The sequence below is a fragment of the Archangium sp. genome (assembly GCF_036389735.1).
Taxonomy (GTDB): domain Bacteria; phylum Myxococcota; class Myxococcia; order Myxococcales; family Myxococcaceae; genus Archangium.
Map to the genome: position 1 here is coordinate 1 of NZ_DASVWK010000479.1, position 15,687 is coordinate 15,687.

The 15,687-nt window shown below is 68.2% G+C and carries 6 protein-coding genes; 4 read left to right on the forward strand and 2 right to left on the reverse strand.

Annotation, left to right across the window (positions count from 1 at the left end):
- A partial coding sequence (locus VF794_RS17035) for an ATP-dependent RecD-like DNA helicase (protein WP_331111674.1) occupies positions 1-564 on the forward strand: 564 nt, incomplete at its 5' end.
- A gap of 405 nt (positions 565-969) precedes the next feature.
- Here the strand turns inward: VF794_RS17035 and VF794_RS17040 are convergent.
- On the reverse strand, positions 970-1,314 hold the full coding sequence (locus tag VF794_RS17040) for a hypothetical protein (RefSeq protein WP_331111676.1): 345 nt from the start codon (positions 1,312-1,314) through the stop codon (positions 970-972).
- A 267-nt stretch (positions 1,315-1,581) separates the two neighbouring features.
- On the opposite strand from VF794_RS17040, the gene VF794_RS17045 reads away from it, so the two are divergent.
- Together VF794_RS17045 and VF794_RS17050 are read left to right on the forward strand one after the other, a co-directional pair.
- Entirely contained in the window at positions 1,582-6,927 is a 5,346-nt protein-coding gene (locus tag VF794_RS17045) for a hypothetical protein (protein ID WP_331111678.1), read from the forward strand.
- A 275-nt stretch (positions 6,928-7,202) separates the two neighbouring features.
- On the forward strand, positions 7,203-13,067 hold the full coding sequence (locus VF794_RS17050; protein ID WP_331111680.1) for a hypothetical protein: 5,865 nt from the start codon (positions 7,203-7,205) through the stop codon (positions 13,065-13,067).
- Here the strand turns inward: VF794_RS17050 and VF794_RS17055 are convergent.
- On the reverse strand, positions 13,039-14,292 hold the full coding sequence (locus VF794_RS17055) for a hypothetical protein (protein WP_331111682.1): 1,254 nt from the start codon (positions 14,290-14,292) through the stop codon (positions 13,039-13,041). The two genes, VF794_RS17050 and VF794_RS17055, sit on opposite strands and share 29 nt — an antisense overlap.
- Positions 14,293-14,735: 443 nt before the next feature.
- Here VF794_RS17055 and VF794_RS17060 point away from each other — a divergent pair.
- A partial coding sequence (locus VF794_RS17060) for a dynamin family protein (RefSeq protein ID WP_331111684.1) occupies positions 14,736-15,687 on the forward strand: 952 nt, incomplete at its 3' end.

Sequence of the window (15,687 nt, forward strand, 5' to 3'; positions counted from 1 at the left end):
CGCCTCGCAACCGAGGCGAAAGGCAGGCTCGGAGAGGTGCAAGTCATCACGCCCAACAGAGAGACAGTGAAGGTTCTCAATGAGCACATCCAGGCGCGCTTCAATGGAAGTAGCCCTTTGTTACCGTGCTCTCACAACCTGCGGCTGGGTGACCGCGTCGTCTGTAACGAGACGGTCTACGGCACGCGTCTCTTCAACGGCCTTCAAGGCGTCATACGGAGCGGTTCGCCCGGAGGTCTGCTGCTGGAACTTGAGGGCGAGTCCGAGCCGGTATCAGTGGCGCAGGAGCATGTGGGCACACTCACCCCCGCGTATGCGATGACGGTGCACAAAGCCCAGGGCTCAGAATGGGCCCATGTGCTCATCGTCGCCGATCGTCCCAGTCGCATCTTCGATAGGAATCTACTGTACACGGCGGCGACGCGTGCCCAGCGCAGCCTGACCCTGGTGGGGACACGTGCCTTGCTCGCGCTGGCTGCCAGGCGAGTACGGCCACGAGTGACTCTTCTTGCGGACCTCATTCGCAAGCGCCAGGAACAGACGACTACTCCAGCAGCGAAGTGAGCTGCCCCGATTGCACGCGGCGACACGACGCTGCGACAACTGCCGCAGGAATGAGGGCGCCACCTCAAACCACCCCGAGGCCCCCGATCGCAGCGTGGCAGCCAGCCGAAATGGCACACTGCACAGTGGCGAAACGTTGAGTTTCTTGACCTCGCGGCGCCCTCGACACAACGCCTTTGTGCTTCCGTAGACGCGTCGGACTACATCGGTGCGCTATTCTGCCGCGCCATGACGCAAGACTCGACTCTCGTGGCAGAGCCCTGCATTCAGCAGTTCCTGACGCGAGCCGTGGAACTCGCGCGGAGCGTAGGGGGCACTCAAGGTGTGACTCCAAGCTCTCTCGAAGACGTTCTCCAACGCGAGCCGCGTCCCCCCCCGAATGAGGCGATCCTGCTCGCCCTTCATTCAGGTCTTCACGAACTCGCTCCTCTGCCCCGGCTGGTGCTCTGCCTGCAACTGCTGCGCGGGCTGGAGGGCACCTCTCTCTCGGTCTCCTGGACGTACCGTCTGACCCATATGGCCGTCCTGGCGCTCTCCGCCCTCGGACGCTTGGAGTTCCTGCCGCTTCAGTTGACGCTGCTCGATGCACTGTTCGCTACCGAGATCTCCGCCGACGACAAGGCAGATCTGCTCCTCCGGCGTGGCAACACCCGGGCCGTACTCGCCCAGGAGGCTCCGGCCATGCTCGACTCCGCCGTCCAAGATCTGGAGGCGGCCGCGGAACTCGCGCGCGCCCGGGGCCTCGCTCACGTGGAACTCGAGGCCGAATGTTCTCTGGTGCGCACCGCGTTTCTCGAGCTGCCCGGCCAGCGGCATCCCTTGCCTGATGAGCTCAGCCCGCACATAGCCCGCCTCGAGGCCATGCTCCCCCGTGCCGAGCCGCTCGCGATGGCCTCAGACGTGCACGACCTCCTGAGCGACCTGGAGATGCGAAGCTCAGAGCACGGGCGAACCGGAGCCTCCGCTCGTGCAATCCACCATGCGCGGCGAGCTGCGGCCCTCTCTCCTTCGCCGGTCTTGAAGGCCGCACGCCTCGCCTCGCTGGCGCAAGTCCTGCTCAAACACGGGACCTCCGAAGAGAAGGCCGAGGCTCTCCAGGTCGCCCAGGAAGCCGTCAAGTTGCTGCCAGCGGACGCGGGGGACCTTCACTCGCCCCTACCGCACGCGGCCCTGGGTAACGCCCTCCTGCATCAGGGCCGTGCCTCCGAGGCGATCCCCCACCTCGAGTACGCCCTCCAGCTTATGGCCCGCCAGCGGCCCAGCGCCCAGCGCAACCGCATCCGCATTCACCTGGCCAAGGCCCTGCTCGACGCAAGCCGTCCAGACGATGCCCGCCAACACCTGGAACTCACCTCGGGAGAGGCACACACCAGCGGCGATGGGCGTGGGTTGAGGAGCGCGACATGGATTCTCGTCCAGCTCGACCGGGAGAACAGGCGCGAGGATGACGCACAGCGGAGGCTCCTCGAAGCGGAGGCCCGGCTGTCCGGCACACCTGCGGCGACGCTGCTCGCCTTGACCCGGCTGGAGCCCAAAGCGCATGAGGTTCCCTCCGCCGGGTTCATCGCACTCGTCCGTGACTACCTCTCCGGCCAGCTCCCGACAGCCGAGGACTCGCGGATCGCCCTCGAATGCGCCGTGACCAACCACGCCCATCAGCTCCCTCCGGACATCCGGCGCGCGTTGTTGGAGGAGGGTGGAGGCATCATCCAGAACCCTCTCGTCCGAGCCCAGTTTCTGGTGGCGGAGGGTCGGCAGGAGGAGGCTCTCGACACGCTCCGAGGGATGCTTGACTCTTCTTCCCTGGAGCCCGCCCGCCGGCTGCGCGCCGCCGCCATGCTCATCGCGTTGCTGCCCGAGAATGCCCACGAGGAGCGCCTGCGGTGGTGCGAGGAGGTGGAGAAGGAACTCAACGGTCCGCGGGATGATCCTCATACCCGGACGGTCCTGGCCCGGGCACTGTGGCAGAGCGGGCGGAATGACCGGGGTCTCCTTGAACGCGCATGGCGGCATGTGCAACGGGCCGAGCAGCACCCGGGAGTGGCGCCTGAGACCCGGATGTTCACCTCAAAGGTTGGTGCCTGGATCCGCCTCGACCAGCTCTCCCTGCTCGCGAGTGAGCTCTCGCCCATCCCCCTGGACTTCGCCGCGTGGTTCACGCAGGACCTGCCCCTGCCCGGTGAGGAGGTCAATGGCTACCGCTGCCATATTGTGCGGTGCCTGCTCTCCCCAGGTCCGCTGACCCACCCCGATGCCCTCGCGTTGGCCGAACGGCTGCTCGGGCTCGTCACTCCTCCCACGGAGAGGGCGCGGCTCCTGCGTATCCGGCTGCAGTGGCTTCGCGACCGGCAGGCGGCTCCGTACGCCCCACTGCCCCCGTCCGAGCCCCTTCCCAGGAAGCTTCACGCTCCCGCCGATGCGATGCCTGGCTGGGCCGTGGCGCTTGCTCACGGACAGTCGCCCCAATTAGGTCGGACTCCGGGGCGCGAGGAGCGTGGCGCGGCCCAGACCGTGATTCAACTCCGTCCGGATCGCACGGAGGACGTCCTGGTGTGGCTCTTCTCGCTGGAGTCAGATTCGCGCGGAATCGATGCGCTGGCGGATGAGGTGGCCCGATCCTCTCCTGACGCATCGCTGCGGAGTCTGCTCGACAGCGTGGAGAAGTTGGCGGCCGAGAGGCCTTCGTACCGCATCCTCCGGCTGCGGGTCGCACTCCAGCGCCACAGGGCATCGGTCGGATATACCGCTTCCTACACCCAGGCCGTGGACGCGCTGCTCGCATCCGCGCGGACAGCCCAGGAACGGGTTGGGGCGAAGCTGCTCAAGGGCATCGAGCGCATGGAAGTCGAGCGGTTTGAGGAGGCGCGCGTCCTCCTGATGGAGGCATTGGAAGAGGCGAGGAGCGCCCGGCTGGAGTCCTGGCAGTTGTTTCCGGTGCTGGTCTCCGCGGGCAATGCCTGGCGTCTGGGCACGGCCCCGGAGATCGATCGGTCTCTCGTGTTGTATGACGAAGCGGAGCGCCTCGGAAATCTCAGCGAGGAGATGCACGCCCAGCTCTGGAAGGTGAAAGCCAATGCCTTGCTCGTGCGCGGACGAGATGGGGATTCAGTCCAGGCGCTCGCCCTCTTGGAGCGGTCCCTGGGAGTGCGCAAGAGCGGATTCCTGCGCGTCGAGACATTGCTGGCGACCGCCGAAGCCGAGCAGCAACAGCTTGGCCGGGAGGAGTTGCATCGCTTGCGCCGCGCCCTCGACCGGCTCGACGAGGCCGAGCGTCACGCACAGGGGCACTACCAACTCGCCGTGGCCCAGGAGCAGGTCCACGTGTTGGCCCAACTCGTGCGGCTCCTGCCCAAGGACGGCTCGCTCCAGCAACGACTGGAAAACCTGGGCCAGCGCCATCCGCGACTGGCCGAGCAGATCAAGTACGCGAGGCGTGGTCAGCCGGGTGCCTTCACCAAGGACATGGTGGACGCCATGGGCACCATGGTCTTCCACCCAGCGGGCAACGCATTCAATGAAGCCATCGCCCCTTTGAATGCGCTTCAGGTGGACATGCGCATGGTGGAGCGCATGGCGGAGAACCTGGCGCGAGCCAGGGGCGTGGATTCCGCCGAGGCTCTCCAACACATCGAACAATCCCTCCAGAAGGAGGACCGCTCCGCGCAAGGGCTTCGCGCGCGCGCGGATCGCCTCACGCAAGTCGATGACGCGCAGGCCCGCCCCGGGGCCGCCGTGGGCCGGGCGGTCCTCCTAGCTCACATCTCGGAGATGGGTCTAGCGACGCGGGAGGAGGTCGAGCACGCGGCGCACGAGGCGGAGCGGCTCGTCCGTGAAATACTTGAGGAGGAGGTCAGGCTCCGGTTGCTGCTGGAGTTGGCTCGAGTGTGGGCGCCGGACGGCCACTCCAACTGTCCCGTCCGAGACTACCGGCGTGGCGCTGAGCTCGCACGGGAAGTGCGTGAGGCGAGCCGTCCGGGCGAAGAGCTGTCGCGCATGGCCTTACAGACCCTGGCCCGGGCTACACGCTACCACCCGGATGGCGAGCTCCAGGCGAACCTGCGCGAGGCCGAGCGCCTGTATGAACAATGCATCCAGGAGTACGAGGCGTCGGGCCAACAAGATTCGGCGACTCACATCCGCACCAACCTCGCGGACCTCCGCATCGCACAGGGCGCGGCCAATACTGCGGAGGATTTGAAGGACGGAATGGTAGCCGCCAGAGCGCGGCTCGCGGACGAAGGTTCTCCAGCGCAGCAGGCCACCTCCCGGCTGAGTCTCGCGGTCTATTTGACGCAGTCGGCCTCGGGTCTACCGCCGGCTGCCGCTCGGGCAGCCCTGGCCGAAGCCCGGACGCTCTTCCAGAGTATTGAGCGCTCGCTACTGCCCGCCGCCGCCGTGCACAGCGCGGAGAATTATCAGACCATCTGTCTGGCGGAGCTGGCCTGTCATGAGGACAATCATGCGGAAGCCATCCGCTTGTGGCGTCAGCGTCTGGCATCCCTTGGCCCGAATACACCGGAGGAGGTGCGGGCCTACACCCTCCACAATCTCGCCGACATGCTGGTGAGGGATCCACGCCAACCCTTGCTGGTCATGGAGGGATTGGACCTTTCGGAGCTGAGCCTTCGCTTCCGCACGCTGGAGCGCAATGCCGGGCACCATTGGGAAACGTGCGACAACATCGGACAGGCCATTGCCCGATTGCTCCGGTCACCCACAGCCCGCATGTGGCCCGCGACCCTGGCTCAGCCTCTCTGGGAGCGGGGCAGGCGGGCGCTAAACGATGCGCTCACGGCCGCGCGGCGGCTGGGCAGTCACGAGCGTCTCATGAAGTCCTCTTCCGCCCTTTTCAAACTGGCGCTCGTGGCGCCATCGGTCTCCGCGCTCGAGGCGGTAGCAGCGGAGGGCTGGAGTGGGGTGGACGAGGCTCGGCCCTACCTGCTGCTGGATGAGCATACGGGCGCCATGGAAGCACGCCTCGCCGCCGCGGTGGCGGAGGCCCTGTCTTTCCGGCTCTCGGAGCAAGGCCGCGGGAGTGACACCCCAGGTCTTGGATTCGTGCTGTCGGGAACTCGGGCAGAGCCTGTCCTGAGGTGGTTGGTGCGTGCCGCCGGGTCCGCCCAACGTAGACTCGCCAGCCGGACGGCCCGACCGGAAAGCGTGCCACATGGCACCTGGGTGGAGTGGCTCACCGCCAGTGGCACCCGCGACGCGCGGACCCTGGGACGGGCGCTGGATGTCGTGCGCCAGCACATGCCCTTGTTCCTCCGGGGAGAGCCGGACCTGGAGGGCACCTGGAATTGGCTGCGTGCGCGTCCGGACTCGGCGGTGGTCGCCGTGGTGCAAGGCTCGCAGGGAATGATGGCCGTCATCCTCACGCACGAGGCCCAGCGCCAGGTGCTCATCGCCCACTTGGACACCGGGTCGCCACCACACGATGAGGCCACCGTGGCGCGGGGTCTTTCCGCACGGGGGCCTGGGGATGAGTATCGGGCCTTGCTGGAGTGGACGCGGCGGACCGTCCTCGGTCCGTTGGGACATCTGCTGCCGCGCACGCTCTCGCAATTGCTATGGGTGCCCACTGGTGTGCTCCGGATGTTGGCGCCCGCGGACCTGTGGCCCTCCGTGCCCGTCACCTGCGCCGTGAGGCTCGACCTGGAGACGAGGCCCGCGCCACCCCGTCCCCGACGCACGCTGCTGGCCGTGGCCGATCCCGGGCCCGGCTCGCCCCGATCTATTCCCAACTCCATCGAGCTGATGGCATCCCTGGCTCCCAGTGCCCTGGAACAAGGGGACTTGCGCGTGCGCATGAGCCGGGGAGCGGCTTGGGGCCGGATGCTCGGCATCCCCTGTCCGGAGCTGGTGGAGGGGCCTGCCTCGCCCGACGAGCTCCTCCGTGAGCTGGACGGGGTGGATGTGGCACTGTTGCTGTGCCATGGCGAAGTGGACGGTCCTCGGGACGCCCGGTTGCTGCTGCTGGATGGCTCCGGGGCCGAGGCCCCCCTGAGCATGCAACGTCTTGCCGATGAGCCCCGCCGCGTGGCGGGTGCCACCATCGTCCTCCTCTCGTGTGAGACGGGGCGGGTAGGGGACTGGCTCCATCAGGCCGCGGGTCTGGCGGGAACACTCCTGGCGGGAGGTGCTCGGAACGTGATCGCGCCTCTCTGGCCCGTGCTGCTCGATCCGGCCTGGGCGGTGGGGCGCGCCGTGCTCGAGGCACTGTCCAGCCGGGAAGACCTGTCAGTGGTCCTCCGGCGACTGAGTGCTCCCGAGAGTGGCCCTGCGCTCGGAGGGCCGGCCCGGGTCCGACGTGAGCAGGAGCTGGCGTGGTCGCTCCGGGCGTTTGTTCGCTGGGTGGGCTGAGGAGAACGTGCGCCACCCGGGCGTCGGGGAAGCGGGGCTTGGCGCGCTATCCTCCGCCCGGCATGACGCAAGATCCACCACGGTCCGAGCTTCCTCATCCCCAACAGCTCCTCAGTCGGGCCCTGGCGTTGGCCCAGCGTCTGGGAGGCGCCCAAGGTGTCACACCGGACGCCCTTGAAGCGGCTCTCGAGGGCGAGCCCGTTCCCGCTCTGGATGAAGCACTCCTGCTCGCGCTCCATCCGCGCCTGCGCGAAGCCCAGGCCCTACCTCGGCTGGTGCTCTCCCTGCTCTTGCGCCGCTGGCTGGTGGGCTCGCCTCTTTCGGTTCCCTGGGGGGAGCGCTTCGCCTACGAGGCCGTCATGGCGCTCTACTTCCTCGGGCGCCTGGAGTTCTTTCCACTCCGGCTGACCCTGCTCGATGCACTGCTCGCCTCCGAGCTTCCTGTCGACGAGCAGGCCGAGCTGCTCCTCCGGCGTGGCAACACCCGTATCGCGCTCGCCCCGGAGCGGCCCTCCCTGATCGACTCCGCCCTCCAAGATCTGGAGGCCGCCGCGCGGCTCGCTTTCAGCCAGGGCCTCACGCGCTTGGAGATCGAAGCCGAGTGCACCCGGGCACGCGCCGAATTCCTCGAGTTGCCCGGCCGTCGCTCCCTTCCGCCCGACGAGCTGAGGTCGAAACTCGCACAGCTTGAGGTCCTCCTCCCACGTGCCGAGCCGCTCGGCCTGGCGGGAGACGTGCATGAGCTCCTGGCCGAGTTGGAGAGCCGAAGCATCGCCCACGGCCCCGTCGGGGCCGCCGCCCGTGCCATCCAACATGCGCGCCGGTCCGTGGAGTTCACCCCCACGTCGGCGGTGAAGGCCACTCGCCAGGCCCTCCTTGCTCAGCTCCTACTTCTGCATGGAACCGCCGAGGAAGCCGCCTCGTCCGTCCAGATCGCCTGGGAGGCGGTGAAGTCGCTGCCGACGGAGGCGGGTGACCTTCACGCTCCCCAGCCCCATGCCGCCCTGGGCCATGCCCTCTGGCGTCATGGCCTCGCCTCCGAGTCCATTCCCCACCTCGAGTACGCCCTGCAGCTCATGGCCCGCCAGGCCTCCAACTCCAACCGCAACCTCATCCGCTTGCACCTGGCCCAGGCGCTGCTCGATGTCGGCCGCCCAGATGATGCGCGCCATCACCTGGAGCGTACCTTCGCGGAGGCACGAGCCCTGGGGGATGGGCCCGCATTGAGCGACGCGGCCCAGTTGCTCGTCAGGCTTGACCGGCAACGGGGGCACGAAGAGGCCGCGAGGCAGCGGCTCCTCGAGGCGGAGGCCCGACTTGTCGGCACACCCGCCCAGACCTTGCTCTCCCTGCTGCGCTTGCGCCCCGAGCCCCATACGGCGCCTTCCCAGGAGTTCATCGAACTCGTCCGGCGTTATCTCTCCCGCCAACTGCCGGCGGACGAGGCCTCCCACCAAATCTTGCAAGCTTCGGTGGCCAACCATACGGACTCGCTTCCCCCGGACGTTCGCCGCCAGCTCCTGGAAGAGCGTTGTCTCATCATCCGGGACGTCACGGTCCGGGCCCGGCTGCTGGTGGGGGAGAAGCGGCGCGATGAGGCGCTTGACCTGCTGCGCAAGGTGCTCGTCCACTCCCAACAGCCCGAGGACAGGCTGCGCGCGGCCACCCTGCTCCTGGCATTGCTGCCCGAGGAAGACCGCGAGGAGCGCCTGCACGCATGTGAGGAGGTCGAACAGAGGCTCGAAGGTTCGTGGGACGATCCCTTCATCCGTACAAACCTCGCCTTCGCGCTGTGGAGGTGTGGGCGCGAGGACAAGGGGCTGCTGGAGCGGGCCTGGAGGCATGCGGAACGGGCCATGACGGGACTGGGCCAGGACTCCACCGCGCTTACGTTCAATGCTCGGGCCCGTGCACGGATCCGCCTTGATCAAGTCTCCCAACATTCGGTGCAGGCTTCCGCCACCACCCGTCAGCTCGCCGAGTGGTTCACACAGAAGTTGCCCCTCCCCAGCGAAGAACTCTCCGGCTACCGGTGTCACGCCGTGTGGCGCCTGCTCGCCCAAGGCCCCCTCGTTCCCCCCGAAGCGCTGGCGCTGGCGGACCGGCTCCTCGGCCTCGTGCCGCGAGCGGGGCAGGCACCCGCCCTGAGCACCCGGCTCCAGTGGATTCGCGCCCGTCTGGCCTCTCCGGATGCACCACTCCCCCTGCCTCACACCGTACCTGCGGAGTTTCACGGGTCCTTCGATGAGGCGCCCGGCTGGGCCGTGGCGCTATCCCAGGGACAATCACCCCTGCTGGGGCGGCCGTTGGAACCTGAGGAGTATTCGCTGGCGCTGGCCGTGCTCCAGGTCCGCCCCGACTGCGCGGAGACCGTGCTGGAGTGGCTCTTCTCGCAGAGTCCCGACGCGCAGGAGCTCGATCTGCTGGCGCTGCAGGTGACTTCATCCTCCCCCACCGCGTCGACGCGAGGACTGCTCGACAGCGTGGAGAAGCTGGCGGCCGAGAAGCCTTCGTACCGCCTGCATCGGTTGAGGGTGGCCATCCACCGGCGTCTGGTCCCGGAGAGAGGCTTCGCCGATTACACCCAGGCCGTGGAGGCGCTGCTCGCGTCCGCCACGAATCCCGAGGAGCGGGTCGGGGCGAAGCTGGCCCGGGGCATTGAGCGCATGGAGGCCAACCGAGCCGAGGAGGCACGTGTCATCCTGGAGGAGGCGCGGGTGGAGGCCCGGAGCACTGGGCTCGAGGCCTGGAAGGTCTTTCCCGTACTGGTGTCCGCGGGCAATGCTTTTCGCAGGGGTAGGGCTCCCGACCTCGAGCGGGCCCTGGCCCTGTATTCTGAGGCGGAGGCACTGGGTGAGCTCAGCCCGGACACGAGTGCCCAACTGTGGAAGGTGAAGGCCGGCGCCTTGCTCGCTCGGGGGCATGAAGGAGACGCGGTCCAGGCGCTCGCGCTTCTCGAGAAGACCCTCGCGGTGCGCAAGACCGGCCACCTCCGGGTCGAGACGCTGCTGCTGGCCGCCGAAGCGGAACAGAAACAGCCCGGGCGCGAGGAACCGCAGCGCCTGAGAAGGGCGCTCGACAGGCTCGACGAGGCCGTAATGCACGCGGAGGGTCGCTACCGGCTTGAGGTCGCCCGGCAGCAGATCCGACTGCTGGCCCGGCTCGTGCGCCTGCAGCCCGGGGACGGAGCACTCCAGCGGCGTCTGGAGAACCTGGGGCAGCGTCATCCGGAGCTTGCCGAGGACATCCAACGTGCGACCCGGGGGATGGCCGGTGTCTTCCCCGAGGACGTGGAGGACATCACGAGTACCGTCCTGGCCCACCCGGCGGGCATGGTGTTCGTGGATGCGACGGGTCCCTTGCTGAACCTCGATCTGACCATGATGGACGCGCAGGTTCGCCAGCGCGTCGAGCAGCAGCTCCAGCACCAGCGGGCCCCGCAGGCGATTCGCGCTCGTGCCGATCGCCTCGCACAGGTGACGGACGCGCGAGCGCGTCCCGGTGCCATGGCGGCACGAGCGCTCCTGTTGGCACATGTGGTCGAGAAGGGTCTGGCGCAACGCGAGGAGGTCGAGCGCTTGGCGCACGAGGCCGAGCAACTCGTGCGGCGGGAGCTCGAGGGAGAGCTCAGGCTCTATGTGCTGCTGGAGCTCAGCCGGGTCTGGGCGCCGGAGAACCACCGCGGCCATCCCGTGCGGGACTTCCAGCGGGCCGCCAGGCTCGCGCGGGAAGTGCGAAACGAGAGCAGGCCGGGAGGGGCACTGGCTCGCACGGCCTTGGGCTATCTGGCCCGAGCGACGCGCTATCGCACGGATGGCCACATCCCGGAGAACCTGCGCGAGGCTGAGCGGTTGTACGAACAATGCATCCAGGAGCACGAGGCCGCGGGTGAGCGAGGTGCGGCGGCCCATGCGCGCATGAACCTCGCGGAGCTTCGCGCCGCGCAAGGCAGGGGCAACAGCCTGGAGGACCTGCGGGATGGCGTCGCGGCGGCCCAGGTGCGCATCGAGCAGGGCGGCTCGCCAGTGCAGATGACCAAAGCTTGGCTGACACTGGCCATCTATCTGACCAGGCAGGCCTCGAAGGAGCCGCCCGCCCAGGCGCGGGCCACGTTGCTCGAAGCCCGGGAGGCTTTCGACAGCGTCGAGCGTTCCCTGTTGTCCACCCTCGAGCTGTACACCGCGGACAACTACCGCACCATCTGCCTCGCGAACCTGGCGCACCAGGAGGGCAACCGCGAGGAGGCTCTCCGGCTCTGGCGTGAGCGCCTGGCGTCGCTTGGTCCCGACGCGCCCCCAGAGGTCTGGGCGTACACCGTCCACAACCTGGCCGACATGCTGTTGCGGCCCGGAGCCCCGCCCGCCGACGTCCTGGAAGGGCTGGAGTTGTCGGAGCGGATCCTCCAGGTGCGCACGCTGGAGAGCGAACCCGAGCACCACTGGGAGACGTGCGAGAACATCGGCAGGACGATTGCCCACTGGCTCCTGTCGCCGGGGACCGGGACCCTCCCCCCGTCCCAGCTTCGGCGGCTCTGGGAGCGGGGCCGGAGTGCTCTGCGCCGTGCACTCCTGGCCGCACGTCAGATGGAGAGCCACGAGCGGCTCTCGAGGTCCGCCTCGGCTCTGCTCGAGCTGGCGCGGGTGGCCCCCTCGATGGCCACGCTCCTGACGACCGCGGAGGAGGGGTGGAGCGCGCTGGATGAGGCCCGGCCCTACCTGCTGTTGGATGAGACGGCTGGCTCCCTGGAGGCGCATCTGGCCGCGGCGATGGCCGAGACCCTGGCCTTCCGGCTGGAGGAGCGAGGACTTGTGGGCGTGGCACCAGGGCTCGCTCCCGTGTTGTCGGGGCAGGAGGCGGAGCTCGTCCTGCGGTGGATGGTACGTGCCGCCGGGGCCGCTCAGCGCCGGCTCGCGGGACGCACTGCCCGTCCGGAAGGTGTTCCGCATGGCCTCTGGGTAGAGTGGCTCACCGCGAGTGGCAGCGGAGACACGCGGCTCCTGGGCCGGTCTCTGGACTCCCTGCGTCAGCATGCCCCCCTGTTCCTCCGGGGAGAGCCGGACCTGGAGGGCACCTGGAGCTGGCTGCGCACGCGTCCAGGCTCCGTGGCACTCGCTGTGGTGGAGGGCTCGCGGGGAAGCCTGGCCGCTCTCTTGAGGCACGGCCCCAGGCGCGAGGTGCTCATCACCCGGCTGGCGGCCAGCAAGCCTCCACACGACGAGGCCAGCGTGACGGGTGGCCTCTCCGCGAGGGGACCCGGGGAGGAGTACCGGGCACTGCTGGAGTGGGCGCGGAGGGAGCTGCTCTCACCCTTGTCCTCCCTGCTGCCGCCAACGCCCTCGCATCTGCTCTGGGTGCCCACAGGGGTGCTGAGATTGCTGGCACCCGCGGACCTCTGGCCCTCCGTGCCCGTCACGTGCGCGGTGAGGCTCGATCTGGAGACGAGGCCCGTGCTTCCGCGTCCCCGGTGCACGCTGCTGGCCGTGGCGGATCCAGGACCTGGTTCTTTCCAGCCCCTTCCAGGCTCCGTCGAGCTGGTGGCTTCCCTGGCGAGCAGCGTCCAGGAGACAGGCCCCGTGCGAGTGCGCATGAGCCGGGGGGCCAGGTGGGGACGGGCGCTGGACATCCCGTGTGTGGAATTGGTGGAGGGGCCCGTCTCTCCGGACGAACTCCTGCGCGAGCTGGCGGACGTGGATGTCGCCCTGCTGCTGTGTCACGGCGAAGTGGCGGGCCCCCAGCAGGCCCGGCTGCTGCTGGTGGATGGCTCCGGGGCCCTCGTGCCCTTGAGCATGCAGCGCCTCGCCGATGACCCCCGCCGCGTGGCAGGCGCCACGTTCGTCCTCCTGTCCTGCGAGACGGGTCGCGTGGGGCATTGGCTCCACCGGGCCGCGGGGCTGGCGGGGGCGCTGCTGGCGGGAGGTGCCGGGAGCGTCATTGCTCCTCTCTGGCCCGTACTGCTCGATCCGGCCTGGGCGGTGGGTCGCGCGGTGCTCGGTGCCCTGGCGCGCCAGGAAGATCCCTCCAAGGCGCTCCAGAGGCTGACGGCCCCCGAGAGTGGCCCCGCCCTCGGAGGGCCGGCCAGGGTCCGGCGCGAGCAGGAGACGGCGTGGTCGCTCAGGGCGTTCGTTCGCTGGGTGGGATGAGGAACACGTGTTCCACCCGAGCGTCAGGGATGGATGCCACCGCATTCAGCGCCTCGGCGAGGGACGGGAACTCGGGAAGCGTGGGGGCGGCGAGGGCGATGACGAGCGCGACGTCCTCGGGACCATCGAGGCGCCAGTTGTCGAAGCTCCAGCGCTCCTGCTCTCGGTGGTAGTCCGTCTCCGGCAGTGGCTTGCCTTCGAGATGGGCCGTGTCGATGAGGAACAGCCGTAGCCGCCATCCCGGCGGACAGCGCCCTTCGATCCGCACCTCGAATTGCTCGCTGGGCCGTCCCAGGACGGGGAGGGGAGCCACACGGGCGCTCACCACGAAGTGCTCCCGCGCCTGCGTGAAGCCCTGGACGAGTCGGTTGCCGACCTCTTCCAGTCGCGTCAGCCAGGGGTCGAACATCGCCGGCAGGGCACGGACGGGCACGCGAGCGGAGGCTCCAAGCACCGTGCGCCAGAGTTCCTGGGCCGCCGGCCCGGACACGTCCAGGCGCTGTTGAGCCAGCGGCCCGTAACCCAGCAGTGCCAGGGGCGCGGGCGCGACCATCCGGGACACGTCAGCGAGAATGTGTTGGATGTGGTGCGTGAAGCCGAGCACCTCGGCCACCACCAGGATGTCCTCGAGGGCGAACAACCTGTCCTGGGCCTCGTCCGACTGTCCGGCGTGGAGTGACGCCTCCAACCCGCTCAGCAAGGGCAGGACGCGCAGCGCTCCTTCGAGGAGTTGCTCCACGCGTGTCCGGTGGTGCTCCAGCTGGGCCTCAGCGGCCTGGAGGGGCGCCCGCAGCTCTGGATTCGCCGCAGCCAGGACTCGGGCATGGCCGACGGCCCATGCCAGACTCCAGGCCTCGGACTCCTGCGTGGGAGTCGTCTTGGAGGCCACCGTGAGTTCCTGGAGTACCTCTGCCTTCCATGCACCCGGGACGGCCATGTGGACGACTCCCTTTGTCCAGCGTCGGTGTGCCTCTCGCCGATACTCCGCATCGCTGCCGGAGAAGTTCTTGTAGACCGGGTCCGGACGAAAGGCCGTCAGCACGGAGATGGGGGGACTCAGGCCCACCGAGATGAAGACGCCACGAGGTGTACAGCACAGCAGCCGTTGAGAGTTCTTGAGCTGTCTGCCAGATACGGTGCCCTCGCTGGCGAGCTCGCTCATGTAGGCCGGTCCGTAGTAGTCGTCATGGTGGAGATCGAGCAGTGTGCGGCAGGGACGGGCCACATCCTGGGGCAGGCCCTCCCTCGAGCTCTCGGCGGAGAAGGGGGGACAACCACACCGCTCGGATTCAGATCGGAGTGCATGGATGTCCCTTCCCACCAGGGCCTCCCATCGCTGCATCGGGTTGTAGAGATGCTGCCAGACATGCGTGGCGCGCTCTCCCTTCTGCAACGGGTGTACGGTTCCCCAAGAGGGTAATGAGACAGGTGTGAGCATGAGAGTCCATGACCTCGGGCCAGTGCCAGAGCATACCTTTCCGAGCCGGGGCGGGACTCTCCGGCGGGTGTTCACGCCTCGTGAAATCGCCTGCTCGAGACACTTGAGTCGTAACCACCACCAGTAGGTAGGCCCCCTTCTGCCCTACGTGTTCGCGGTGGTCGATGGTGCGAACTTTAAGTACTGTAGGGGTTCTTCTGGGCGCACGGCACCAAGTGCGAGGGGGTTACATGGCGAAGACGACGCTTGAGGAGCTGCGAGGCTGGTTCGATAGCAAGGAGGGGCTGCGGGAGTTTCTGGTGGAACACGCGCCAGATCGAGTCGAGTTGCTCGACGCCGGCCTCAAGCGGATCGAGGTCATCGAGGCGCTGCGGAAGGAACCACTTCCAGTATGTTTTCTCGGGGGCGCCGGTGTGGGCAAGAGCACGCTCCTCAACGCGGTCGTGGGCGGAACCCGCTCTCTCCTTCCCGCTGGTGGAGTGGGACCCCTTACCGCGCTTGCGACGCGGATCGCCTTCGCCGAGAAGCCGTTCTTCGAGGCGCGCTACCACGGAGGGGACAAGGTCAACCAGGTGCTCTTCACCCTGGAACGGGCCTTCACCGCAGACGGAACTGCGGCTACTGAGGATGTCGGAGAGGTCGTCCCGAAGTCTGCGGGCACCCGCTCCGAGAAGCGCACCGCCTACACCCAGCTTGCCGCGCTCCTCATCCGAGGCGATCAGTTCAAGACTCAGGACGTGCCTTACCTGATGGACGGACTTCGCCGGGCGCTGGGCGCAGAGCCGCGATGGAACGCCACCATCGCGCCCGAGGATCTCCGGCGCATCGAACGCCTCGCCGAGGTCCTCTCCAACCCGGATCGGACCCGCCGTGTCGAGCTCGTCCCGGGTGCCGAGGCCGCGTTCTACAAAGAGCTTCACGAGCATGCAGCCGGTGCCCTGGCACCGGTGATCCGGGAACTGGAGGTCGGCTACAACAGTCCAATTCTCAAGAGCGGCCTCGTCCTTGTCGATCTGCCCGGCGTCGGAGTGGCGAACGATGAGTACCAGGAGGTTACGGCCGAGTGGATTCGTAAGGCCCGAGCTGTCGTGCTGGTGGTGGACCGCGCGGGTTTCACCAAGGCCAGCGCGGACCTGCTCAAGGAGACCACGTTCCTCAACAGCCTCCTCCACGACTCGCCCG